The sequence below is a fragment of the Streptosporangium sp. NPDC049644 genome (assembly GCF_040675205.1).
GTDB classification, from domain to species: domain Bacteria; phylum Actinomycetota; class Actinomycetes; order Streptosporangiales; family Streptosporangiaceae; genus Streptosporangium; species Streptosporangium fukuiense.
This window is the reverse complement of record NZ_JBFAOJ010000014.1, coordinates 58,982-82,401: the sequence shown is the minus strand read 5'-3', so window position 1 is coordinate 82,401 and position 23,420 is coordinate 58,982. Positions and strand designations below refer to the sequence as shown.

20 protein-coding genes and 1 pseudogene are annotated in these 23,420 nt (G+C 71.0%); 12 read left to right on the top strand and 9 right to left on the bottom strand.

Going from position 1 to position 23,420, the window contains the following annotated elements; all coding sequences use genetic code 11:
* Positions 1–120: 120 nt before the first annotated feature.
* Both AB0J58_RS11020 and AB0J58_RS11015 read left to right on the top strand, forming a co-directional pair.
* Positions 121–1,332, top strand: coding sequence for a cytochrome P450 (locus tag AB0J58_RS11020; protein WP_364153637.1), 1,212 nt, complete (start codon positions 121–123; stop codon positions 1,330–1,332).
* A gap of 11 nt (positions 1,333–1,343) precedes the next feature.
* Positions 1,344–2,501: a winged helix DNA-binding domain-containing protein gene (locus tag AB0J58_RS11015; protein WP_364213305.1), complete on the top strand. Its 1,158-nt coding sequence runs from the start codon at positions 1,344–1,346 to the stop codon at positions 2,499–2,501.
* 57 nt (positions 2,502–2,558) lie between these two features.
* Here AB0J58_RS11015 and AB0J58_RS11010 read toward each other — a convergent pair whose 3' ends face one another.
* From AB0J58_RS11010 to AB0J58_RS10995, 4 genes are all read right to left on the bottom strand, one after another.
* Positions 2,559–3,320, bottom strand: a complete 762-nt coding sequence (locus AB0J58_RS11010) for an alpha/beta fold hydrolase (RefSeq protein WP_364213302.1) — start codon at positions 3,318–3,320, stop codon at positions 2,559–2,561.
* Positions 3,314–4,357 (bottom strand): hypothetical protein, encoded by a 1,044-nt coding sequence (locus AB0J58_RS11005; RefSeq protein WP_364213299.1) that lies wholly within the window; start codon positions 4,355–4,357, stop codon positions 3,314–3,316. Before AB0J58_RS11005 ends, AB0J58_RS11010 begins: the two co-directional genes overlap by 7 nt.
* Positions 4,351–5,178: an orotidine-5'-phosphate decarboxylase gene (pyrF, locus tag AB0J58_RS11000; protein WP_364213296.1), complete on the bottom strand. Its 828-nt coding sequence runs from the start codon at positions 5,176–5,178 to the stop codon at positions 4,351–4,353. The genes AB0J58_RS11005 and pyrF overlap by 7 nt, the downstream gene beginning before the upstream one ends.
* Positions 5,179–5,414: 236 nt before the next feature.
* Positions 5,415–5,771: a hypothetical protein gene (locus AB0J58_RS10995; protein WP_364213293.1), complete on the bottom strand. Its 357-nt coding sequence runs from the start codon at positions 5,769–5,771 to the stop codon at positions 5,415–5,417.
* Between the two features lie 326 nt (positions 5,772–6,097).
* Here AB0J58_RS10995 and AB0J58_RS10990 point away from each other — a divergent pair, with 326 nt between their 5' ends.
* Positions 6,098–7,078, top strand: coding sequence for a DUF6183 family protein (locus AB0J58_RS10990; RefSeq protein ID WP_364213290.1), 981 nt, complete (start codon positions 6,098–6,100; stop codon positions 7,076–7,078).
* Here AB0J58_RS10990 and AB0J58_RS10985 read toward each other — a convergent pair.
* Positions 7,075–7,590, bottom strand: a complete 516-nt coding sequence (locus AB0J58_RS10985; protein ID WP_364213287.1) for an Lrp/AsnC family transcriptional regulator — start codon at positions 7,588–7,590, stop codon at positions 7,075–7,077. The two genes, AB0J58_RS10990 and AB0J58_RS10985, sit on opposite strands and share 4 nt — an antisense overlap.
* Before the next feature lie 144 nt (positions 7,591–7,734).
* Here AB0J58_RS10985 and AB0J58_RS10980 point away from each other — a divergent pair, with 144 nt between their 5' ends.
* The 4 genes from AB0J58_RS10980 to AB0J58_RS10965 all read left to right on the top strand — a co-directional run bounded on the left by AB0J58_RS10980 (position 7,735) and on the right by AB0J58_RS10965 (position 11,718).
* Positions 7,735–8,547 carry an LLM class flavin-dependent oxidoreductase gene (locus AB0J58_RS10980; RefSeq protein ID WP_364213284.1) on the top strand — a complete coding sequence of 271 codons (813 nt, stop codon included), beginning with the start codon at positions 7,735–7,737 and terminating at the stop codon, positions 8,545–8,547.
* A 2-nt stretch (positions 8,548–8,549) separates the two neighbouring features.
* On the top strand, positions 8,550–8,975 hold the full coding sequence (locus AB0J58_RS10975) for a nucleoside deaminase (RefSeq protein ID WP_364213281.1): 426 nt from the start codon (positions 8,550–8,552) through the stop codon (positions 8,973–8,975).
* Positions 8,976–9,128: 153 nt separating this feature from the next.
* The gene (locus tag AB0J58_RS10970; RefSeq protein WP_364213278.1) at positions 9,129–10,067 is read left to right on the top strand and encodes an NADP-dependent oxidoreductase; all 939 of its coding nucleotides are present in this window, start codon (positions 9,129–9,131) and stop codon (positions 10,065–10,067) included.
* Between the two features lie 646 nt (positions 10,068–10,713).
* The gene (locus AB0J58_RS10965; RefSeq protein WP_364213275.1) at positions 10,714–11,718 is read left to right on the top strand and encodes an SDR family oxidoreductase; all 1,005 of its coding nucleotides are present in this window, start codon (positions 10,714–10,716) and stop codon (positions 11,716–11,718) included.
* Between the two features lie 3 nt (positions 11,719–11,721).
* Here AB0J58_RS10965 and AB0J58_RS10960 read toward each other — a convergent pair whose 3' ends face one another.
* Positions 11,722–13,458, bottom strand: coding sequence for a glycoside hydrolase family 15 protein (locus AB0J58_RS10960; protein ID WP_364213272.1), 1,737 nt, complete (start codon positions 13,456–13,458; stop codon positions 11,722–11,724).
* Between the two features lie 119 nt (positions 13,459–13,577).
* Here AB0J58_RS10960 and AB0J58_RS10955 point away from each other — a divergent pair, with 119 nt between their 5' ends.
* The 4 genes from AB0J58_RS10955 to AB0J58_RS10940 all read left to right on the top strand — a co-directional run bounded on the left by AB0J58_RS10955 (position 13,578) and on the right by AB0J58_RS10940 (position 20,072).
* The gene (locus AB0J58_RS10955; protein WP_364213269.1) at positions 13,578–15,380 is read left to right on the top strand and encodes a thiamine pyrophosphate-requiring protein; all 1,803 of its coding nucleotides are present in this window, start codon (positions 13,578–13,580) and stop codon (positions 15,378–15,380) included.
* Entirely contained in the window at positions 15,377–16,480 is a 1,104-nt protein-coding gene (locus AB0J58_RS10950; protein ID WP_364213266.1) for an enolase C-terminal domain-like protein, read from the top strand. The genes AB0J58_RS10955 and AB0J58_RS10950 overlap by 4 nt, the downstream gene beginning before the upstream one ends.
* Positions 16,481–16,591: 111 nt before the next feature.
* Positions 16,592–19,468: an FAD-binding and (Fe-S)-binding domain-containing protein gene (locus AB0J58_RS10945; RefSeq protein ID WP_364213263.1), complete on the top strand. Its 2,877-nt coding sequence runs from the start codon at positions 16,592–16,594 to the stop codon at positions 19,466–19,468.
* Positions 19,469–19,529: 61 nt separating this feature from the next.
* A complete protein-coding gene (locus tag AB0J58_RS10940; protein WP_364213260.1) occupies positions 19,530–20,072 on the top strand; it encodes a dihydrofolate reductase family protein in 543 nt (180 codons plus the stop codon).
* Positions 20,073–20,193: 121 nt separating this feature from the next.
* On the opposite strand, the gene AB0J58_RS10935 is transcribed toward AB0J58_RS10940, so the two are convergent.
* Positions 20,194–21,018, bottom strand: a complete 825-nt coding sequence (locus AB0J58_RS10935; RefSeq protein ID WP_364213257.1) for a putative protein N(5)-glutamine methyltransferase — start codon at positions 21,016–21,018, stop codon at positions 20,194–20,196.
* Positions 21,019–21,387: 369 nt separating this feature from the next.
* Between AB0J58_RS10935 and AB0J58_RS10930 the strand changes: the two genes are divergently transcribed.
* Positions 21,388–22,275, top strand: a complete 888-nt coding sequence (locus tag AB0J58_RS10930) for a hypothetical protein (protein ID WP_364213254.1) — start codon at positions 21,388–21,390, stop codon at positions 22,273–22,275.
* Positions 22,276–22,349: 74 nt separating this feature from the next.
* On the opposite strand, the gene AB0J58_RS10925 is transcribed toward AB0J58_RS10930, so the two are convergent.
* Together AB0J58_RS10925 and tnpA are read right to left on the bottom strand one after the other, a co-directional pair.
* Positions 22,350–22,907 carry a M23 family metallopeptidase gene (locus AB0J58_RS10925; protein ID WP_364213447.1) on the bottom strand — a complete coding sequence of 186 codons (558 nt, stop codon included), beginning with the start codon at positions 22,905–22,907 and terminating at the stop codon, positions 22,350–22,352.
* An 85-nt stretch (positions 22,908–22,992) separates the two neighbouring features.
* Positions 22,993–23,417: pseudogene (gene tnpA, locus AB0J58_RS10920) on the bottom strand (IS200/IS605 family transposase); the annotation flags it as partial.
* Between the last annotated feature and the right edge of the window lie 3 nt (positions 23,418–23,420).

Genomic DNA, 23,420 nt, shown 5'->3' with positions numbered 1-23,420 from the left:
GCGGGCGGTTTATAATCCCGCCTTCGCCTTAATCGGAACAACCCGCCGCTTAAATCAGTGCCATCCCGCCGGCGAGATGACAGCTGCCGGGAGTTTCTCCGAGGAATGGGAGGTTCGTAAATGACCGATGTCGATCTGGCCGACGCCGATCTGCACGTCGGAGACAGACCCCACGAGGTCTTCCGCCACCTGCGCGACCATGACCCGCTGTACTGGAACCCCGAGGGCAGGGAGCCGGGCTTCTGGTCGGTCACCCGCTACGAGGACTGCGTGAAGGTGCAGAAGGACCCCCGGACCTTCAGTTCCAACCAGACCAACACCCTTGGCCCGCACCGCAACACCGGTGACCAGGGCTCCGGAAAGATGATCAATACGACCGATCCGCCCCGCCACACCGAGCTGCGCAAGCTGGTCAACAAGTGCTTCACGCCCCGGGCCATCGCCGCCCTGGAGCCGTACCTGCGCTCGGTCGTCAGGGACGTGTTCGCCGACGCGCTGGAGCGGGGCGAGTGCGACTTCGCCGAGGTCGTGGCGGCCCTGCCGGTCGCGGGCATCTCCGCGCTGCTGGACGTGCCGCGCCAGGACTGGGACCTGATGCTCAACCTCACCTCCACCGCGTTCGGCTCGCACGACAGCGAGTACCAGCTGACCTCCGACGTGCGCGCCAACGCCGCCCAGGCGCACGGCCGGCTCCTGCTCTACTGCCAGGGCCTGGTGGAGCGGCGGCGCGCCTCACCCGGCGACGACATCGTCAGCCTGCTGGCCCACTCCCAGGACGCGGGGGTGCTCAGCGAGGAGGAGTGCCTGCTCTTCTTCGACGTGCTGATGCTCGGCGGCAACGAGACCACCCGGCACGCCGCCGTCGGAGGGCTGCTGGCCCTCATGGAGCACCCCGACCAGTGGGAGCGGCTGCGCAAGGAACCCGAGCTGGTGCCAGGCGCGGTCGGCGAGCTGCTGCGCTGGACCTCGCCCAGCCGCCACGTGCTGCGCCGCGCCGCCCGCGAGACCGAGCTGTACGGCAAGACCATCCATCCGGGCCAGGACGTCGTCATCTGGCACACCTCCGCCAACCGTGACGAGCGGGTGTTCGACGCGCCGGAGGTGTTCGACGTCGGACGCCCCCGCAGCTCACGCAACGGGCACGTCGCGTTCGGCTCCGGGCCGCACTTCTGCCTGGGCGCCGCCCTCGCCGAGCTGGAGCTCACCGTCTTCCTGGACGAGCTCGCGACCTCGGTGTCGGCGGCCGAACTGCTCGGACCACCCGACTACCTGCGCTCCCCGGTCATCAACGGCGTCAAGCACGTCCAGGTTCGGCTCCATCCGATGGGGTAGAGGCATCCACCATGAATTCGCTCACCTGGGATCAGGTCCACGCGCGGCGGCTGGCCCGCCACCATCTCGTGAAACCCGTCTCCGGCGACCTGCGGAAACCCGTGCGTGACGTGTGCGGGGTGCAGGCACAGGTCGCCGCCGCGGCCGAGCTGGCCATCGGGTCACGGGTGAGGGACGCCACCCGCGAGCAGGTCCGCGCGGAGCTCTACGACGACAAACGCCTCGTCAAGACGTACAGCCTGCGCGGCACCCTGCACGTGCACGCCGCCGACGAGCTGGCCCTGTGGCTGGCGGCGATGCGCTGGAAGCCCTACTGGCGCGCCAAGGGCAGCTGGCACGCCCACCACGGGCTGACCGCGAAACAGGGCGAGTCGTTCGTCGACGCGGTCCGCGAGGCACTGGACGGCGAGTGCCTGACCCGCGAGGAGCTGGCCGGGGAGGTGTCGGGCCGGGTCGGGGCCTGGGCCAAGGACAAGCTCGCCTCCAACTGGGGCGAGCTGCTGCGTCCGGTGGCCTACCTCGGCGTGCTCTGCTTCGGGCCGGTACGGGGCGCCAAGGTCACCTACGTCAGGCCCGACCGGTGGGCGGGGCTGAAGGTCGAGCTCGGCGAACAGCCCGACCCCGAGGAGTCGGCGATGGAGATCATCCGCCGCTACCTGCGCGCCTACGGTCCCGCCACCCACCAGGACCTGGCCCGCTGGTTCGCGCTCAGGCCGCCCGAGGCACGCGAGGCGCTGGAGTCGCTCGGCGACGAGATCGTCCAGGTCGAGGTCGAGGGCCGCAGGGCGTACGTCCTCGCCGCCGACGAGAGCCGCTGGCCGTCACAGGCGAGCTGCCTGCGGCTGCTGCCGCAGTACGAGGCGTACATCCTGGGCAGCGGCCCCAAGGAGGTCGTCGTGCCCAAGGACACCGCCGGACGCGTCTTCGAGCACGGCCGGGGCAGGTACGAGGGCGCGGTCGCCCACCAGGTCATGCTCGTCGACGGGGTCGTGTCCGGCATGTGGGAGCGCAGGGAGAAGGGCGGCAAGGTCGAGATCAAGGTCGAGTCGTTCGTCGAACTCGATTCCGGCCGGAGCGAGGAGCTGGAGCGGGAGGCCGAGCGCGTCGGCCGCTTCTACGGTGCCGAGGCCACCCTGTCCATGGGCAGGCTCACCGCCAGGAAACGCTGAGTCCTCCGCGAGTTCCGCCGCCCAGGCACCGGGCGGCGGCTCGGTCGTGGCCTTCGCTCATCGGCAGGTGCCGAGGTCCTCCCGGATCGCACGCAGCACCGTCCGGCGCTGGGTGTGGATGAAGAAGTGCCCGCCAGGCAGCAGCCGGAGCCGGAACGCCGACTCCGTCTGCGCGCTCCACGCGCCCAGACCGGCGGCCGTCGTCGTCGGGTCCCCGATCCCGCCGAACACCGAGATCGGGCAGGCCAGTGGCGGCTCGTCCTGGTGGACGTAGGACTCCGCCACGTTCAGGTCGGCGCGGAGCACCGGCATGACGAGGCTCATCAGCTCCGCGTTGCCGATCACCTCCGGCGGGATGCCGTCCAGCCGGTGCAGCACTCGCATCAGGTCCTCGTCGCAGAGTCGCCCGAGCCGCGGCATGCCGTCGCGGATCTGGGGGGCGTTCCAGCCGGAGACGAACAGCCGTCCCGGGCCCGGCAGCCCGCGCGAGCGCAGCCGCCGCGCCGTGGTGAACGACACCAGCGCGCCCATGCTGTGTCCGAACAGCGCGAACGGCAGCGGGGCCAGGCGCGACAGTTCGTCGATCACCGGATCGACGATCATCGACAGCCGGTGCGGCGGCTTCTCCCCGATGCGGGTCTCCCGGCCGGGAGAGCGCACCGCCCACAGTTCCACGTCGTCGGACGGCAGGCCGGCCCAGCCGCGGAACGTCGTGGCGCCGCCTCCCGCGTTGGGCACGCAGACCAGCCGCGCGCGAGGCCGCTCCGGCCGCCGCAGCGGTACCAGCCAGCTCGCGGTGGTCAGGCGAGCGGTCAACACGAGACCTCCAGGGATCGTGCGGAGTCCCGGACCCGCTCGCAGGTCGCGACCAGGTCCGCCAGGGATTCGGGGGGGAACATGTGAGCCGCGTCGCCGGGGCGATACAGCCGCTCGGGCTTCGTACACGACTCGATGAGCAGCCCGTCCGCACCGTACGCCGAGGCCGCCAGCGCGGCCGGGGCCACCAGCGAGGCGGAGCGGGTGCTGTGGCTGGGGTCGAAGATCACGGGCAGCTCGGTACGGGCGCGCAGCGCGGTGATCGCCCCGAAGCCGGGCTGCTGCGGCGTTCCGGTGGCACCCGCGCAGAGCACCACGGCACTGTTACCCCGGGTGAAGACGAACTCCGCGGCCCGCAGCCAGTCGTCCAGGCTCGCCCGTGGCCCCCGCATCAGCAGCACAGGGCGTCGCTGAGCACCCAGCTCGGCCAGGAGCGGCCGGTTGTCCAGCTGCCGGCCGTCCACCTGCAGGCAGTCGGCCACCTCGGCGACGGCCGCCACCTCGCGCGGGTCACAGACCTCGGTGATCACCGGGATGGCCGCCGCACGCCGGATCTCCGCCAGCGCCTCCAGGCCCCGCAGGCCCCTGCCGGGAAAGTGATAGGGACTGCTGCGCGTCTTGGACAGCCCGGCCCGCAGCGCGTGCGCCCCCTGTGCTCTGACCGCCAGGGCCGTCTCGACCGCGTCCTCGGTCGATTCCAGCGCGCACGGTCCCGCCGCCCACCACAGCCTCGGCCCTCCGACCACCCCGACCTGCCGAGGCGCCTCCGGCGGGCCGGGCAGCGGTGGGCCGATCGTCACCTCGCGCGGGGCCACGCCGCTGTCGCGCCGTACCAGCCAGTGGCCGTCGGGGGTGGGGCGGCGGGCCAGCACGGCGGGTGAGGCGGGTACGTGGGCGAGGGATTCGTCGCCGCTCACCACAACGAACACCCTTCCGGCCAGGCGCACCGGCCAGGCGGTGACGTCCTCGTGCGCCCCGGCCCGCGCCGCCACCTCCTCGGCGGCCTCGGCGGAGGTGCCGGGCCGCAGTTCGATCAGCATGCCGGGACCCCCGCGCCGATCTCCTTCCGCCAGGTCGCGATGCTCGCCTCCAGCGCGGCGACGTCAGGACCGTGCCGCAGCACCCCGGTGGTGACCGGCAGCACGGCCCGCCCCGGCGCGCCGGCGGCGACGGCGACGAGGTCGCGGGTGTCGCGGCCGGCCCGGCCCAGGCCGGGCAGTTCCACGACCGCGGACGGCATCCGGGCCACCAGGTCGCGGGCCTCCCCGGGGGCGGCTCCGACCACGGCCGCCGCCGCCACGCCGTGCTCGTCGTTCCACTCCCGCACCTCGTCGGCGGTGCGCTGGGCGACGGTGCGCGAGCCGGTCATGGCGCACTGCACCCCGCCGGCCGCGTGGTTGGAGGTGCGTACGAGCACCATGACCAGCGTTCCACTGTCCCAGGCCCGGCGCAGCAGCGGGCCGAGAGAGCCGAAGCCCATGAACGGGGTCGCCGTCACCGCGTCCCCGCGCAGCACGCTGCCGGGCCCCAGGTAGAGGTCGGCGTAGGAGTCCATCGTGTCGTCGGCGTCGCACACCTTCGCGTCCAGCACCGCCAGCGAGCCCCGCTCGTGCACGCCGTCGACGACGTCACGCAGCAGGGCGGTGCCCGCGGTGCCGAACCGGGTGAAGAACGGCGCCTGGATCCGGTAGACGGCCACCTGCTCGCCCGCGGCCTCCAGCACCGTCGCGCACATTCGCCGGGCGCCCCCCACGTCGTCGGGCATTCGCCATGCCTCCAGCCACTTGGGGGAGGGGGCGAGTCCCAGGCAGAGGGCGGATCGGGTCTGCAGCAGGTCGGTCCATATCGGTACAGCAGCCATGGGGCCATTGCACACAACCGAGCCCGCTTCCGCACGGCGTCCACTCGCCGTCGAGGTTTCGGCGAGTAGAATCCCCGTTCCTCACCGCGCCCGCGGTGAGGAACGGGGATTTCGCCATTTTTTGATCTACATCGTAAAGGGGGCGGCTCGGTGAAAATCCGCCACCGACCGGGCTTCTGGACTGAAGACCCTCCCCGAAGAGCGAAGACGGATTCGGACGCGCCGCTGTCCGTCGCTCAGCGGTTGGTCCACAGGTGCCAGAACCAGTCGCCCTCGGAACAGGTGTAGTGCTCCCAGTGGCCTCGGTCGATTCCCCCCTGGCCGGCTGCCACGCAGTTGGAGTGGCTTGAGAACCAGTCGCGGTACACGTCGTCGCCGACGGGTAGCCGGCCGACCGTGCCGGCCTGCGCGGTGACGGTGCGTACTCCGGCCCCGGAGGTGGTGGCCGAGGCCGCGAAGGCGGGGGTGCCTGTCGCCAGCAGGGCCATGCCGGTGATCGCGCAGGCCGTCAGCAGCGCGCGAACATGGCATGCCTTCGTGGGGCGGCTGTGCTCGCCCGGGGAGCCGGAGATGTCGCGATGATTTGTGTTCATCTTCACTCCTCGTATTCGTGATGTGAGATGCCGATCACCTCACGCCTGTTGCTCGCCGAGACCGTGACGTGGGGGGAGCCCGGATCACCGCTCTTCCGGGAGAATCCACCAAGGTCGCCTTGCTCAACTCCGCCGTCACCGGCATGATCGTCGATTGCCCGGATCCCCTTGCCGACCGTCTCCTGCTTCCGTAACGGCCGGCACGCGGGACACCGCCGTTTCGGTCACCGCTTGATTACTTAGTGTAATGGTCTTCGGTTGGCAAAGAACAGGTTTTCGACACGAGGAGAGGCGAGCATGCGGCTGAGGTCGCCGGAGGAGCCTTCGTGATCTCGCACGGGCTCGTTGACGGGCCACACGGACCGATCCTGGCACGCGTTCCCGGAGATGCCGGGTCGCTGGCCGAGCTGGTACGCGGTCACTACGTCGGTGAGCGGCGGCTTCGGGAGGTCCGCGACCTGGCCGCGCTGCTGGCCGAGTTCCGGCGGGTCCACCACCTGCTGCCGCTGTTCGGGTGTGTGCCCGCCGAGCCGGACACCTGGGCGGAGCTGATCGCCTGCCTGGTGCAGGAGCTGGTGGTGCGCGGGGTCAACCTGACCCGGGTGCCGGCGGCGGTGCGGTGCGCCGCCGCCCTGCGCGAGCTGGGGCATCCTCTCGCGGGACTGCCCCTGAGGCTCGGCAGGGGGGAGCGCCGGATGTGCGTGCCCGACTTTCATTCGGGCTGGGTTTCCCCGTCTGAGATCTACATTCCCGAGCATCCTGAGGTCGCGGGGATGCTCCTGGACGGTCGCACGCTCGCGCGGGTTCCCGGTGAGGAGCCCGCGATCGTGAGCACCGGGCAGGAGGAGCGGCTCATCACCGCGGCGGTGGAGCACTGGAGCTCACCGGGATGGGCGAAGATCTTCGAATTTCCCGGGGCTGTCGGCCCTGAGGAACTGGTGCCGCTGGGGGTGAACGCCTTCCTGCCGGACGCCTTCGTGGCCGAGACCGTGTTGAACGGGCAACGGGACGACCTGGGGTCGGTGGTGGGGGAGCTGTTCACCTCCGCCTACTGCGACGTCTCCTACTCCTCCGGGCTTCGCGGGGGGTACGGCAGGCTGGCGGCGTGGCGGTCGGTCGCCGGTCTGGTGCGCGCCCCCGCCGACGCGTCCGTCCACCGGGTCAACGAGCTCGCGGCCCGGTGGCGGTGGCTGGTGTTCAGGATCACCAGGCGCACGCCGTACTGGACCGACCGGGAGCTCGCGCTCGGCGCGCTCAGCCCGCGCGGGAAGGTGCTGAGCCTGCTGGTCTCCCACGACACCGACTAGCCGGCCTGCTGAGACGTTTCCGAGCCGGGACCGGTGGGACCCCGTGTGGGGCAGGGGTCCCGGGGGCCCTGGGGGCCGCGGTAGGGCAGGGTCTGGCTGTAGACGAGGTTGGTGGTGGTGCTGCCGAACCGGGCCAGTTCGTCGACGAGCTGTTCGAGGTGGGCCATGGAGGTCGCGGCCATCTTCAGCACGTAGCAGTCGTCGCCGGTGGTCCGCAGGCACTCCAGGATCTCGGGGCGCTCGTCGAGCAGCCGGTGCAGGGGCCGGTGCTGGTGCCGGCTGCCCGGATACTTCAGGCGTACCACGGCGAGCACGGCGAAGCCGACCTTCGCCAGGTCGACATGGGCGTGGTAGCCGGTGATGACGCCCGCCGCCTCCAGGCGCCTGATCCGCTCGGTGGTGGCGGAGGCGCTGAGGTTCACCCGCCGTCCCAGCTCGGTCAGCGGGATGCGGCCGTCTCGCTGGACCTCGACCAGGATCGACCAGTCGGTGGCGTCGAGGCTCTCGGTCATCCGGCAAAGGTACCGGCATATTCACGGCATATCTAATGTTACACCGGGAAAACTCTCTTCCATTGGAAAACAGCAGCTGGATAGCCTGAACCAGTGCAAATAGGCGTTAATGTCCCGAATTTTGGGCCGGGGACCGACCCCGGCGTGCTGCGCGACTGGGCGCAGACGGTGGAGGGCCTGGGTTTCGACCTGCTCATGGTCTCCGACCACATCGCGATAACACCCGACGTCGCCGAACAGTACCCGGCGCCGTTCTACGAACCCTTCACCACCCTCGCCTGGCTGGCCGGCATCACCGGCAGGGTCAGGCTCGGGACCACGGTGCTCATCGTGCCCTACCGGCACCCGCTGCTCGTCGCCCGGATGGCCGCCAACCTCAACCGGCTCAGCGGGGGACGGCTCGTCCTCGGCGTGGGCGTCGGCTGGGCGCGGCAGGAGTTCGACGCGCTCGGAGTCCCGTTCCAGCGGCGTGGGGCGCTGACCGACGAGCACCTCCGGGTGATCCGCGCCGCCTGGAACGACGAGAAGGACTACCGCGCCGGGCGGATACCGATCTGGGTCGGCGGCAACAGCGACGCGGGCCTGCGCCGGGCGGTACACCTCGGCGAGGCGTGGCATCCACTGCGGGTCACCCTGCCCTGGCTGCGCGAGGCGCTGGGGCGGTTGAGGACCATCGCCGAGGAGTCCCGGCGGCCGGTGCCCGCCCTGACCCCCCGGATCGCCCTGCGGCTCACCGAGGCGCCGATCACCGACCCCGGGCGGCTCGCCGGGGAGGGCACGATCGACCAGGTGCTCGACGACCTCGAACAGCTGCGCCTCCTGGGCTCCGACACCGTCGTGCTCGATCCGTTCAACGGCGACCCGGACGAGACGCTCCGCCCGCGGGTGGCGTGGCAGGCGCTCGCCACCGTGGCCGCCCACTGGTATCCGGGTACGCGTCAATCAGGGACGAGGTGACCATGACGCGCGACGACGAACACCTGCTGCGCAGGGCCATCGAGCTTGCCGCCGCGGCGCGGGCGGCCGGTGACCCGCCGTTCGGGTCACTGCTGGCGGGCCCGGACGGCACCGTGCTCGCCGAGGACCGCAACACGGTTCTCAGCGACGCCGACATCACCGCCCACCCCGAGCTCAAGCTGGCCAGGTGGGCGGCCCGCGAGCTCGACCCCGCCGCCGCGGCCACCACGACCATGTACACGAGCTGCCAGCCCTGCCCCATGTGCACGGGCGCGATCGAACGATCCGGCCTCGGCCGAGTGGTGTTCGCGCTCTCCACCGAACAGCTCGCGAGCCTCAAGCCGGAGGCGGCCGGCACCGGCGCCCGCCAGGAGGGCCCCGCCCTGTTCGACGAGGCGCGCGTCCCGGTCGAGGGCTACTACCGCTGATCCGGTCCGATGGTTTCCACGGCCGTCCCGACCCCGAAGGCGGCATCGGCTCATCACCGGAAGGTGGGAACCGACCTCCTCCCCTCTGCGGGGGAGGAGACTCCCCGTCTCCCTTCCCGCCCGAAGGCGGGGGCTTCCAGGTTGGAGGATTTGATGAAGGCGGTCGTTTACCGGCGCTACGGAGGGCCGGAGGTCCTGGAGATGGGGGAGGTCCCCGAGCCGAAACTCGGCCCGGAGTCCGTTCTCATCGACGTCAGGACGGTGTCGGTCAACCCGGTCGACTGGCAGATAGCCGCCGGGCGCCTGGACAGCCGTTTCGACGTGCGTTTTCCCGTCGTCCCAGGCTGGGACGTCGCAGGAGTGATCGCGAAGGTCGGCCCGACGGTCACCGGCTTCGCGGTGGGGGACGAGGTGGTCGGGTACGTGCGCGAGGATTCCATCGGGAGGGGGACCTACGCCGAGCGGGTGGCCGCGCCGGTGCGCACCATCGCCCGCAAACCGGCCAATCTGAGCTGGGAGCAGGCGGCGGCCGTCCCCATCGCCGGCCTCACCGCCTACCAGTCGCTCGTCCACGCGCTGCGGGTGGGGACCGGTGACACCGTGCTGGTGCAGGCCGCGGCGGGCGGTGTCGGGTCGTTCGCCGTACAGATCGCCGCCGCTCTGGGAGCGCGTGTCATCGGCACCGCCTCGGCCCGCAACCACGACTACCTGCGGGGCCTCGGCGCCGAGCCGGTCACCTACGGCCCCGGGCTCGGCGAGCGGGTCCGGACGCTCGCGCCGGCCGGCGTCAGCGCGATCGTGGACATGTACGGCGGCGAGACGCTGGTCTCCTCCCTCGACCTGCTGCGCGAGGACGCGCGGGGGCGGGTCGTCTCGCTGACCAACGACGGCGTGCTGGAGCACGGCGGCGTCTTCGTGTTCGCCAGGCCGAGCACGGCGGACCTCGACGAGCTGCGACAGCTGATCGAGAACGGTCTGGTCGTCCCGGAGATCGCGACGGTGCTGGATCTGTCGGAGGCCGCCGAGGCCTTCCGGTTGAGCCAGAGCGGGCACATGCGAGGCAAGATCGTTCTTCGGGTGTCGGCGGGCTGAGACAGGCCCGGCCGGGCGGCGTCCGCATGGGCCGCCCGGCCTTCGCCGGCGGCGGGCGCTCCAGCAGCCGCGGCGAGGCCGGTGACGACCTGCGCTCGAATCTCGTCCGCGTCCAGGCGGAGAACGGGGCCAGGCCCGCCCGGCCGTTGAGGAGGCATCCAGGTGACACGCGTCGGTGACCGTGGCGATCCGCTGTGGTAGGCGTTCTGTGTGAAGAGTCGGAATAGGGTCAAGGCGCCGGCTGTGTTCGGCATGCTCACCTGGTGGGGCGGTTGGGATCTTCTCCAGGGGTAGGGGACGGGTATGGGTCGACCGCTGAACATCCAGTTGATCGTTTCCTGTTTCGGGTTCATCGTTTTCCTGGTTTTCGCACTCGGGGCCGGAATCGCGCAGTCGTGGCTCTTGTTTCTCGTGGGCCTCGTGTTGACCGCCGTCGCCGTGGGCTTCGTACTGATCACGGGAGAACGGTGGAAGCCCAGCCGGGGGGACGACTCGGCCCGTTCTCGGTACCGGTCCCGGCGTCGCTGAGCTCACCCCCGACACGCCCGGTGGGGCCGGGGCGCGCGTTCGGGTCCGTCGCCGCAGCGCGCGGGCGGGATGTGTGGCCGTGGGGCCTGTGTTCAAACGTCGGTTGGAGGTTCTGGCGATGGCCGGACGGGTGGTGGTGGTCACGGGAGCCAGCGGGGGGATCGGCCGTGCGACCGCGCGGGCCTTCGGTGCCCAGGGGGCGAAAGTGGCCCTGCTGGCACGGGGGGAGGTCGGGCTGCGAGGGGCGGCCGAGGACGTGACGGCGGCCGGCGGCCAGGCGCTCGCGCTCCCGACGGACATGGCCGACTACGACGCGGTCCGGGAGGCGGGGCGGCGTGCCGAAGGGGAGCTCGGCCCGATCGACGTATGGGTGAACGTGGCGTTCAGCTCGGTGTTCGCCGAGTTCGTCGACATCGAGCCGGAGGAGTTCAAACGGGTCACGGAGGTGACCTACCTGGGATTCGTCCACGGCACGAGGGTGGCGCTGGATCTGATGCTGCCGCGCGACCGCGGCGTGATCGTGCAGACCGGATCGGCGCTGGCCAAACGTGGCATTCCTCTGCAGTCAGCATATTGCGGGGCGAAACATGCCATCCAGGGGTTCCATGAATCGCTGCGCACGGAGCTGTTGCACCACGGCAGCGGGGTGCGGGTCACGATCGTGCACATGCCCGCGGTGAACACGCCGCAGTTCGGCTGGGTTCTGTCCCGCCTGCCGAAACAGGCGCAGCCGGTCCCGCCCATCTACCAGCCGGAGGTCGCGGCCCGGGCGCTGCTGTACGCCGCCGATCACCCGAAGCGCCGGGAGTACTGGGTCGGTGGCAGCACCGTCGCCACCCTGCTGGCCAACAAGGTCGTTCCCGGGCTGTTGGACCACTACCTGGCGAGGACGGGTTTCGAGTCCCAGCAGACGGATCAGCGTCGTGACCCCGACCAGCCCGCCAACCTGTGGCGGCCCGCCGACGGTGCGGACGGCCGGGACTACGGCGCGCACGGGGTCTTCGACGAGCGCTCCCATCCACGCAGCTACCAGCTGTGGGCGGCGGAGCATCGCGCGGTGCTGGCGGCGGGAGCCCTGCTGGGGCTGGCCGGTCTGCGCCTGCTGTGCCGGATGCGCCGCTGAGCGTCAGTGGGCCAGCCGGGTCGCGCTTTCCAGCAGCATGGCGTGGACGAAAGCCTGCGGCAGGTTGGCGCGGAGCTGGCGCTGGGTCACGTCGTACTCCTCGGTGAACAGGCCGGTGGTGCCGCAGCCGGATCGGATCCGTTCGAAGCAGCCGAGTGCCCGGGCGGCGTTTCCCTGCTGGTGCTCGGCCAGGGCGAGCAGGAAACCGCAGAGGGTGAACGCCCCCTCGGCCTCACCGAGGGGGCCTTCGTCGATCCGGTAGCGGTAGACGAACCCCTCCTGGACGAGCGTGTCGCGGACCGCCGCCAGCGTCGCAACGGTGCGCGGATCGTCGCCGGGCAGCGCGCCGCGCAGCGGCGGAAGGAGGAGGGACGCGTCGACGCGGTCGTCGCCGGGGGAGCGCCGCCAGCGGCCCTCGGCGTTCAGGCTGGACCTGGTCGTGGCGGCCAGGATCGTCTCGGCGAGGGAGAGCCATCCGGCCGTCTCGGCGGTGTTCGCGACGAGGGCGGAAAAGGCCCGCAGGCCGGCCACGCAGATCAGCCGGGAGTGCGTCCACCGCCGGTCGTCGATCTCCCAGATGCCGGCCTCCGGCTCCTGCCAGCGCTTGGTGATCGCCGACACGGCGACGCGTGCCGCGCGGACGGCCTCGGGAGGCAGCCGATCCGCCCGCTGGGCCGCGGCGAACAGCAGCAACGCCTCGCCGAAGACGTCGAGCTGGAACTGGCCGGTGACGCGGTTGCCGATGATCATGTTCCCCCCGGGATAACCGGGCAGCGGCGCCGGTGCCTCCGATGGCACCGGGTGGCCGGTCACCGTGTAGGCGGGCCTCAGATGCTCGCGGGCGGCGAGGATCCGCTCGGCGACGAAGGCCACCGAGGCGTCGAGCAGTTCGAGCCGGCCGCCGTGGGCCGCCACCGCCTGGCCGGCGTAGCATTGATCACGAATCCAGGCATACCGGTAGTCATAGTTGCGGTGCCCGCCGCTCCGCTCCGGCAGCGACGTCGTCACCGCCGCGACCATCCCGCCGGTACGGCTGGTCAGGCCGGTCAGCACCGCGTACGCGAGCTGGGCGTCCCGTGGCGCGATCGTGTCGTCGCAGGCCGGTACGCTCGCCCGCCAGCCGTTCTCGGTCGCGGTCCACAGGGCGTCCGCGGCCAGCGGGTCGGTACGGTCTTCGGCCGACAGTTCGAGAACGAGATCGTGTGCCTGGCCGGCTCCGAGGTCCAGGCACATGGTCAGGCCCCCGTCCACCGGTTCCGCGTGGGCGGCACCCGCCCAGCGGATGCGGACCTCGCCGCTGCGTCCGGTCCACAGCTGTCCCGAACGGCGCAGCGCGGTCATCGTATGGCGGCCGAAACCGGCTCTGATGTCCAGAGCGACACGGATCCGTGCGAGACCGCTGACCACCTCGATTCTGCGGAGCAGAACCGCCCGGTCGCCGTCGGCCGGACGGCTCAGCGCCTCCCGGCACTCCACCACCCCGTCGCCGGTCACCCAGCGGCTCCGCCAGATCAGGCTGCGCCTCTCGTAGTACCCTCCCCACACCCGCCACTCGTCCTCGGGCCGGACCCAGTAGCCTCCCGCGCCGCCGACCAGCGCGCTGAAGACGGCCGGTGAGTCCCACGAGGGGAAGCACATCCACGCGTAGCCCCCGTCCGGATCGACGAGCGCGGCGCGCTCGCCGTCGGCGATCAGCGCGTATTCGCGCAGCGAGTGGACGCCGCCTTTGAACACTGTCATCACTTCTATTTGCCCCCGGTTCGTCAAACGCAACGGTAGAACGGCTGGTCGGCGGGTAAGCGAGGTCAAGGGGGACGTCCCGGGGGAGGGCTGTCGCCTGATCCTTGGGGGGACGACCGATGGCGTCGATGACCGTTGCCGACTATCTGCTGGAACGTCTGCGTGAGTGGGGGGTCGAGAGGGTCTTCGGCTATCCGGGCGACGGCATCAACGGCCTGCTCGCCGCCTGGGGGCGGGCCGGTGACCGGCCGAGGTTCGTCCAGGCGCGGCACGAGGAGATGAGCGCGTTCGAGGCGGTCGGTTACGCCAAGTTCGCCGGACGCCTCGGTGTCTGCGCGGCGACCTCGGGACCGGGCGCCGTCCACCTGCTCAACGGGCTCTACGACGCCAAGCTCGACCACGTCCCGGTGGTGGCGATCGTCGGCCAGACCAACCGCAGCGCGATGGGCGGCTCCTACCAGCAGGAGGTCGACCTGCTGTCGCTGTACAAGGACGTGGCGGGCGACTACGTGCAGATGGTCACCGTGCCCGAGCAACTGCCGAATGTGCTGGACCGGGCGATCCGGGTGGCGCTGGCCGAGCGGGCGCCGACCGCGGTCATCCTGCCCGCCGACGTGCAGGAGCTGGAGTACTCCGCGCCGGGCCACGCGTTCAAGATGGTGCCCTCCAGCCTGGGCGTCGACTGGCCGGCGATCTCTCCGGACGGCACCGCGCTCCGCTACGCCGCGGACCTGCTGAACGCCGGTGAGAGGGTCGCGATCCTGGCCGGTTCGGGCGCCAGAAGGGCACGTGAGGAACTGCAGCGGGTCGCCGAGCTGCTGGGGGCGGGCGTGGCCAAGGCGCTGCTGGGCAAGGACGTGCTGTCGGACGAGCTGCCGTACGTGACCGGCTCGATCGGGTTGCTGGGCACCCGGCCGAGCTACGAGATGATGAACCGCTGCGACACGTTGCTCACCGTCGGCTCCAGCTTTCCCTACACCCAGTTCATGCCGGGCCTCGACCAGGCGCGGGCCGTGCAGATCGACATCGATCCCAAGCAGATCGGCATGCGCTACCCCTACGAGGTGAACCTGGTCGGAGACGCCGCGATCACCCTGCGGGCCCTCATCCCGCTGCTGGTGCCCAAGGAGGACCGCTCCTGGCGCGAGCGCATCGAGTCCGATGTGGAGCGGTGGTGGGAGACCGTGCGGATGGAGGCGATGGTCGAGGCCAAGCCGATCAACCCGATGCGCCTGTTCCACGAGCTGTCCGCGCGGTTGCCCGACGACGCGATCGTCACCGCCGACTCCGGTTCGGCCGCCAACTGGTACGCCCGTAACCTGCGCTTCCGCGGCGAGATACGCGGCTCGCTGTCGGGCACGCTGGCCACCATGGGGCCGGGCGTGCCGTACGGGATCGGCGCCAAGTTCGGCCGTCCGGACCGTCCGGTGATCGTGTTCGCCGGTGACGGCGCGATGCAGATGAACGGCCTGGCCGAGCTCATCACCGTCAAGCGCTACTGGCGGGAGTGGTCCGATCCGCGGCTGATCGTCGCGGTGCTGCACAACAACGATCTCAACCAGGTGACCTGGGAGATGCGTGCCATGCAGGGCGCGCCCAAGTTCCCGCAGTCGCAGACCCTGCCCGACGTGGACTACGCCGGCTTCGCCGCCTCTCTCGGCCTGGGCGCCGTCACCGTCGAGCGGCCCGAGGAGATCGGGCCGGCCTGGGAGCAGGCGCTGGGTGCCGACCGGCCCGTGCTGCTGGACGTGCACGTCGATCCGGACGTGCCGCCGATCCCGCCGCACGCGAGTTTCGAGCAGATGAAGGACGCCGCCGAGGCGCTGCTGCGGGGCGACGAGAACCGCTGGGGGGTCATCAAGGAGGGGATCAAGACCAAGGCCCAGGAGTTCCTCCCGCACCGTGACGGCGGCGGCAGGTGATCGACCCGCCGATCGAGTCGGCCGAGGCGAGCGTCTACACCGTCCCGACCGACTCACCCGAGGCCGACGGGACGCTGGCGTGGGACTCGACCACGATGGTGCTGGCGCGGGTGCGGGCGGATGGAGTCACCGGCCTCGGCTGGACGTACGGACCCGCCGCCTGCGCCGCCGTCATCGGAGACCGGCTCGCCCCGGTGCTGCTCGGCCGTGCCGCTCTGGACGTCGCCGGAGCGTGGCGGGCGATGGTCCGCGCCGTCCGCAACGACGGCAGGCCGGGAGTGGCCGGATACGCGATCTCCGCCGCGGACGTGGCGCTGTGGGATCTGAAGGCCCGTCTGCTCAAGTTGCCGTTGTACCGGCTGATCGGCGCGGTGCACGAGGAGGTTCCGGTCTACGGCAGCGGCGGTTTCACCACCTATGACGACCGGCGGCTGACCAGGCAGCTCGTCCACTGGACGCAGGAGCGGCGGATTCCCAGGGTGAAGATCAAGATCGGTGAGTCGTGGGGCGCCGACCCCGGCCGGGATCTGTACCGGATGCGCCTGGCCAGAAAGGTCGTCGGCGACGAGGTCGGACTGTTCGTCGACGCCAACGGTGCCTACAGCGTCAAGCAGGCGGTCCGGGTGATGGGCGAGGCGGCCGACCTGGACGTGCGCTGGTTGGAGGAGCCGGTCTCCTCGGACGATCTCCACGGGTTGCGTGCGGTGCGTGACGCGGTCCTGCCCGAGGTCGCGGCCGGAGAATACGGGTGCGACCTTACTTATTTCCGGCGGATGTGCCAGGCGGGGGCGGTCGACTGCCTGCAGGCCGACGTGTCCCGCTGCGGGGGCGTCAGCGAATGGCTCCGCGTCGCCGCCGTCGCGGCCTCGCACGGCCTGCAGATCTCCGGTCACTGCGCGCCGCACCTGCACGCGCACGCCGCCGCGGCCACCCTCAACCTGCGCCACCTGGAATGGTTCCACGACCATGTGCGCATCGAGTCGATGTTCTTCGACGGCGTCCTGGACCCGAGTGGCGGCAGCGTCCGGCCCAGCCCCGACGCGCCCGGCCTCGGCCTCACCCTGCGCCGCGCCGACGCCGAGCCGTACCGGGTCGGCTGATCGTGCCCGGCCTTCGGCAAGGTCTGATTCATGCCGGAACGTTGCCACCCCCTTGGCGATATGTCGGGTATGTGAGTAAACGTGCCACTTTATCGTGATCTTACTGCGCGGGTGGACGGAGAGGTGCGGTGCGACGAGGGGACGCTGGCCGCCTACGCCCACGACTCCTCGAACTACCGGCAGACGCCGTCCGTGGTCGTACTGCCCCGCACCGTCGACGCCGCGGTCCAGGCGGTACGCGTCTGCCACGAGTACGGGGTGCCGGTGCACTCCCGCGGCGGCGGTACCAGCCTGGCCGGGCAGTGCTGCAACGAGGGTGTGGTGATCGACTGGTCGAAGTACTGCACGCGGTTGCTGTCGGTGGACGGCGAGCGAGCGCTGGTCGAGCCGGGCGCCTGTCTGGACGACCTCAACGCCCGGCTCGCGGACCGTCGGCTGATGGTCGGCCCGAAGCCTGCCACGCACGACACCTGCACGATCGGCGGGATGATCGGCAACAACTCGTGCGGGGCCTCGGCGCAGGCGTACGGGAAGATGGTCGACTCGGTGATCCGCCTGGAGGTGCTCACCTACGACGGCCTGCGCATGTGGGTCGGTGAGACCTCCGACGAGGAGTACGCGCGGATCCTCGGGCAGGGCGGCCGGAGGGCGGAGATCTACCGCGCGATGCGGGAGCTGCGCGATGAGCACCTCGCGCTGATCCGCACCCGTTACCCGGACATCCCGCGTCGCGTCTCGGGCTACAACCTGGACTCGCTGCTGCCCGAGAAGGGTTTCAACGTGGCCCAGGCGCTGGTGGGCAGCGAGTCGACGCTGGTCACGGTGCTGCGGGCGGAGATCAGGCTGTTCGAGGTGCCGCCGTTCCAGTCGCTGGTGGTGCTGGGCTACCCGGACCTCGCCACGGCCGGCGACATGGTTCCGGAGATCGTGACGCACCGGCCACTGGCCCTGGAGGGGCTCGACCACGAGTTGATGGACCTGGCCAGGGTGGAGCGGGTCGCCGGTGAGAACGTGCTGAACAGGCTGCCCGAAGGGTCGGGCTGGCTGATGGTGCGGCTCGGCGGTGCCACCCGGCAGGAGGCCGACGACCGGGCCCGGAGGCTGGCCGAGAGCGCCGGGCGCGCGCACACCGCCTACTTCGACGATCCGGCCGACGAGGAGCGGATGTGGCGGATCCGTGAGGCGGGGCTGGGGGTGACCGCCTACCCGCCGGACAACCCGGACACCCACGAAGGGTGGGAGGACGCGGCGGTCCCGCCGGACCGGCTCGGCGACTACCTGCGCGACTTCCAGGAACTCCTGCGCAGGTTCGACTACCACAACTGTTCTCTTTATGGGCATTTCGGACAGGGATGTGTGCACACCCGCACACCGTTCGATCTGGACGATCCCGAGGGGGTGGCGAAGTACCGCCGGTTCGTGGAGGAGGCCGCGCACCTCGTCGCCTCCTACGGGGGGTCGCTGTCCGGCGAACACGGCGACGGGCAGTCCCGCGGAGAGCTGCTGCCGATCATGTTCGGCCACGAGATCGTCCAGCTGTTCGCCGACTTCAAGCGGATCTGGGATCCCACCTGGCGGATGAACCCCGGCAAGATCGTCAAACCGTACCGGCTGGACGAGAACCTCGATCACCTCGACTACCACCCGAAGGAGCCGAGGACGCACTTCGACTACCCGGCGGATCACCACCGGTTCACCCACGCCGCCGCCCGCTGCGTCGGCATCGGCAAATGCCGTTCCAGCTCCGGCGGGGTGATGTGCCCCAGCTACCGGGTCACCCGGGAGGAGAAGCACAGCACCCGCGGCCGGGCCCGCATCCTGATGGAGATGATGCGCGGCGAGACCATCACCGGCGGCTGGCGTTCCGAGGAGGTGCACGAGGCGCTCGACCTGTGCCTGGCCTGCAAGGGATGCCGGGGGGAATGCCCGGTCCACGTGGACATGGCCACCTACAAGGCCGAGTTCCTCTCCCATCACTACCGCCGGCGGCCGCGGCCGGCCGCGCACTACTCAATGGGCTGGCTGCCGCTGTGGGCGAGGCTCGCCTCGGTGGCGCCCGGGGCGGTCAACGCGCTCACCCACGCGCCCGGCCTGGGCCGGATCGTCAAGCTGGCCGGTGGCGTGGATCGGCGCCGCGAGCTGCCGAGGTTCGCCGCCCAGCGCTTCACCGACTGGTTCAGGGACCGGCCCATGGCCGAGGGGGACCAGGTCGTGCTGTGGCCGGACACCTTCACCGACAACTTCAACCCCGGCGCGGCCAAGGCGGCGGTGCGCCTGCTGGAGGCGTACGGATACCGGGTCGAGGTGCCGCCGGTGCCGTTGTGCTGCGGGCTCACCTGGATCTCCACCGGCCAGCTCGCCATGGCCGAGCGCGTCCTGCGCCGGACGGTGGCGGCGCTGGCCCCCCGGCTGCGGCGGGGGGTGCCGGTCGTCACGCTGGAGCCCAGCTGCGCCGCCGTCCTGCGCTCCGACGCGCCCGAACTGCTCTCCGGCGACCCCGACGTGAAACTGCTGGGCGAACAGACCAGGTCGCTGGCGGAGATGCTGGTGGACCGGGTGCCGACCGCTCCGCCACCGGGCACGGGGATCCACGCGATCGCCCAGCCGCACTGTCACCAACATGCCATCTGGGGCTTCGACGCCGACACCAGGCTGCTGGAACGCGTCGGGGTCGGGGTCGAGGTACTGGATGTCGGCTGTTGCGGCCTCGCCGGCAACTTCGGCTTCGAACGCGGGCATCACGAGATATCGACCCGGATAGCCGAACTGGGCCTGTGGCCCGCCGTACGCGACGCCGGCCGGGACACCAGGATCCTCGCCGACGGCTTCTCCTGCCGCACCCAGATCGAGTCCGGTACCCGCGCGCAGCCGGTCCACCTCGCCGAACTCCTCGCCGAGGTACTGCTGCGACCCCACGGGCCCGGCACCCGGGAAAAGCCCGGCCGGCCGCAGCCGGGGAAGGTCCGCTCGCCCACGGCGCACCGATGAGTTTTCGCGCGATCCGCCGTCTCAACGGGGTCAGTCGAATCGATCTCGGCGGAGGTAGGTCATGGGTAGGTTGCAGTACCAGTGCACCATGTCGCTGGACGGCTTCATCGCCGGCCCGGGAGGTGACATGTCCTGGTTGGCCGAGCACCTCGGGCCCAACCCGATGGTGGAGGAGATCATGGGCCGGACGGGTGCGCTGCTCGTCGGCAACCGCACCTTCGGCGGCGACGATCCGCACCGCGGCGGCGAGAAGCAGGGCGAGCCGTACGGCGGGGGGTGGACCGGGCAGCAGTTCGTGCTCACCCACAAGGCGCCGGACACGCCGGTGCCGGGTGTCACCTTCGTCGGTGACCTCGACAGCGGCGTCGCCGCGGCCAAGGCCGCCGCGGGTGACAGGTACGTCGGTGTCCTCGGCGCCCAGGTGGCCCGGCAGTGCCTCGACGCGGGCGTGCTCGACGAGATCCTGGTGTTCATCGCGCCCGTCCTGCTCGGCGACGGCGTCCGGCTGTTCGATCATCCGGGTGGGACCGGCATCAGGCTGGAGCGCCTCGGCCTGACCCAGGTGCCCGGAGCGACGAGCCTTCGGCTACGCGTCCTCGGCTGACCCTTCTGGCCGGGCCGTGCCGGCCCGGCGGGCCCACGCTCAGGCAGAGCGCGGGTCAGGGCCGTCCGTGCCCCGGGCGAGGGCCGGTACCCGAACGGCACGGGTACCGGCTCCGTCCGGCTCAGCGGCGCGGGGACCGGCAGGTGGGCCTGGTTCCGATGACGACTGTGGCGTCCAGCTCCTCGGAACCGACCACCCTCGGGATCAGCCCGTTGCGGGTGAAGGCCTCGGCGGTTCGCGGCGCCTGGCGCTCGCTCGTCTCGACCAGCAGGTGGCCGTCCGGCGCCAGCCACAGCGGCGCCGCGGCGGCCAGGCGCCGTACGACGTCCAGGCCGTCCTCGCCGCCGTCGAGTGCCACCCGGGGCTCGTGGATACGGGCCTCCGGGGGCAGCAACCCGATCGCCTCGGTGGGTACGTAGGGCGCGCTGGCGACCAGGAGGTCGACGCGCCCCCGCAGTGTGCCGGGCAGCGGCGCGTAGAGGTCGCCTCCGTACACCTGACCGCCGGTGGCGGCGACGTTGCGGCGGGCGCACCGCACCGCGGCCGGGTCGATGTCGACGGCGTGCAACTCGACCCGCTCCAGCGCGGCGGCCAGCGCGGCGCCCACCGCGCCCGAGCCGCAGCACAGGTCGACGACGACCTGCGTCCGGGCGGGGGCCTGCCGGTCTTGGACGGCGACGGCCTGGTGGATGAGGAACTCGGTGCGCCGCCGGGGTACGAAGACTCCGGGGTCCACGGCTATCCGCAGGCCACAGAACTCCGCCCAGCCGAGAACGTGTTCGAGAGGCAGGCCGGCGACCCGGCGGTCCACCATGGCGGTGAGGTCGGACGGGGTCCGTGCCGTGGAGGCGAGCAGGTGCGCCTCGTCCTCGGCGAACACGCAGCCGGCGGCCCGGAGCCTGGTGACGATGACGGACTGGAGGTAGGGGGACAGAGGAGAGGACACGAGAGCCTTTCGGGATGCCGAAGGGTGCTCTCCCGGTCACCTATGCCCGGTGAACCGCACGGTCGTGAGATGAGAGCACCCGACCTGACACAGCGGTAATGGGTCTCACCTCCTCGATGGGTCCATTGCTGGAGACGGCAACACTATCCGAGCCGGAGAGCGGCGCAAACACATTATGTTGAGCCGGGACAGCGGGTGAGCGGATCCCGCCGCCCGCGTGTCGCCCCGATGACCGATTCCTGCAAGACGCCGGCCCGGCGGCCGGAGCAGGATGAACGCCTGATCGGCCGCCCATGGCTGGAACCGGGGGCCGGCCCGCACAGGCCCGGTCTCCCGCTTCACCGCCATTCACATACCGGGAGAAACTGGATGAACGTCGATCTTGCCGCGGCGGACGCCTTCATGGCCACGCACGCGCGTGTCCTGGACCGCCGCCGTTTCGAGGTGCTGAGGGGCCGGCAGGGCCCCGCCGCCGTGCTGGCCGCCCTGGACGGCTATCGCAACCCCGACGGCGGCTACGGCTGGGGTCTGGAGCCCGACCTGCGCTCCGGCGAGAGCCAGACCGGGGCCGCGGCGCACGCCTTCGAGGTGTTCGAGGACATCGCCCCCGCCACCACGCCGCGGGCCGTGGCGCTGTGTGACTGGCTGGAGTCGGTGTCCCTGCCCGACGGAGGCCTGCCGTTCGTGTTGCCGCTGACCGGCACCGCCGGTTGCGCCCCCTGGTGGCGGGACGCCGACCCCTCGGTGTCGTCGTTGCAGATCACCGCGGTGTCCGCCGCCGTCGCGCATCGCGTCGCCCTCCATGACCCCGCCGTGGCCGCCCATTCCTGGCCGGCACGGGCCACCAGGTACTGCCTGACCGAGATCGAGGCGATCGAGACGGCGCCCTCCGCGTACGTGCTGGCCTTCGCGGTGCGGTTCCTGGACGTCGTGCACGGACGCCTGCCCGAGGCGGCCGATCTCCTGCGCCGCCTCGGCGAGTACCTTCCCGCCGACGGCCGGCTGCACGTCGAGGGCGGTACCGAGGAGGAGACGCTGTATCCGCTCGACTTCGCCCCTTACCCCGGGGGGCCGGCGCGGGAGTTGTTCGCCCCCGAGGTGATCTCCGCCGACCTCGACCGCCTGGCCGGTCTGCAACAGGACGACGGCGGCTGGGCCGTCGACTACGCCAGGATCTCGCCCGCGGGCTCCCTCGACTGGCGAGGCCACATCACGGTCCGCGCCATCGACATCCTGCGGCGGAACGCCAGGATCTGACCTGGCGATCGCGAGCCGCGAAACCGGGACCGGAAGCGGAACCGGCTCAGGTCGGCACGGTCCCGCTTCTCCCGTCACGTCCGCTGGCCGCAGTGTTCGAAGGGGCTGTCGTAGCCGGTGGAGCCGGCCTTGCCGCCCCACTTGACGCACTTTCCGGCTCCGGAGGCGCGTATCGGGCCGGCGTAGTAGGCGAAGTTGCCCGAGTCGGTGACGCGGGTGGCGCCCTGTACCTCCAGGTAGGCGCCGGTGGCGCTCGCGGTGCCGATGGAAGTGCTCCTGATCGTGGTCACGCAGTTGTAGCCGGTGGAGTTGTCGTAGAGCAGGTAGACGGTGCCCGCCGAACCCAGCGCCGCGGAGTCGATCACGTCGTAGCCGGAACCGCACACCTCCTGCGGGGTGTACGGGTTGGTGGAGCCGCCGCAGTTCTTGGAGGTCACGGTCTGGGCGGGGTAGCCGAACGTGGACCCGTTGAAGACGGCCTTCTGGATGTTGGACGGGTAGCCGGTGCTCAGGCGGACCTCGTAGTGCAGGTGGGCGGAGATGTTGTTGCCGGGCTTGCTGGTCTTGCCGACCGTGCCGATCTTCTGGCCCTGGGAGACCGAGGCGCCCGCGCTCACCGAGCGCGAGTTCAGTGTTATCTAGCGAGGAACCCCGGGCGTTCACGCCCGGGAGGAATCGCTTCCCGGTCCTGGGGTTGTGAACATCCGGTTGTTGGTCCGGGCGTTTCTGGTTTTCGATGTATCCCTTGATGATGCTCAAGGGTGCGCCGCCACAGGAGGCGGCGAAATAGGACGGCGACCGGAAACGGCCGCCCCACAGATACCTGCGGACGTGAGCGGAGTACTCCTTGCCCGGCAGGCGGGCCGAGACGCCCTTGAGGGAGTTGACCAGGGTCGAGAGGGCGACCTTGGGCGGGTGGCAGACGAGCAGGTGGACATGGTCGTGCTCGCCGTTGAACTCGACGAGCCGGGCGCCGAAGCTGTCGCACACCTCGATCATGATGTCCTCGCAGCGACGCAGGACCCCGCCGACGAAGACCTCGCGCCGATACCCCGGAATGAAAAGACCAAATGCGCATGAAGCGTGCAGACAACGCTTCGGCCCCTTCTTATATCGGGGTTCGGTTCCCATCTCGGTGACATAGA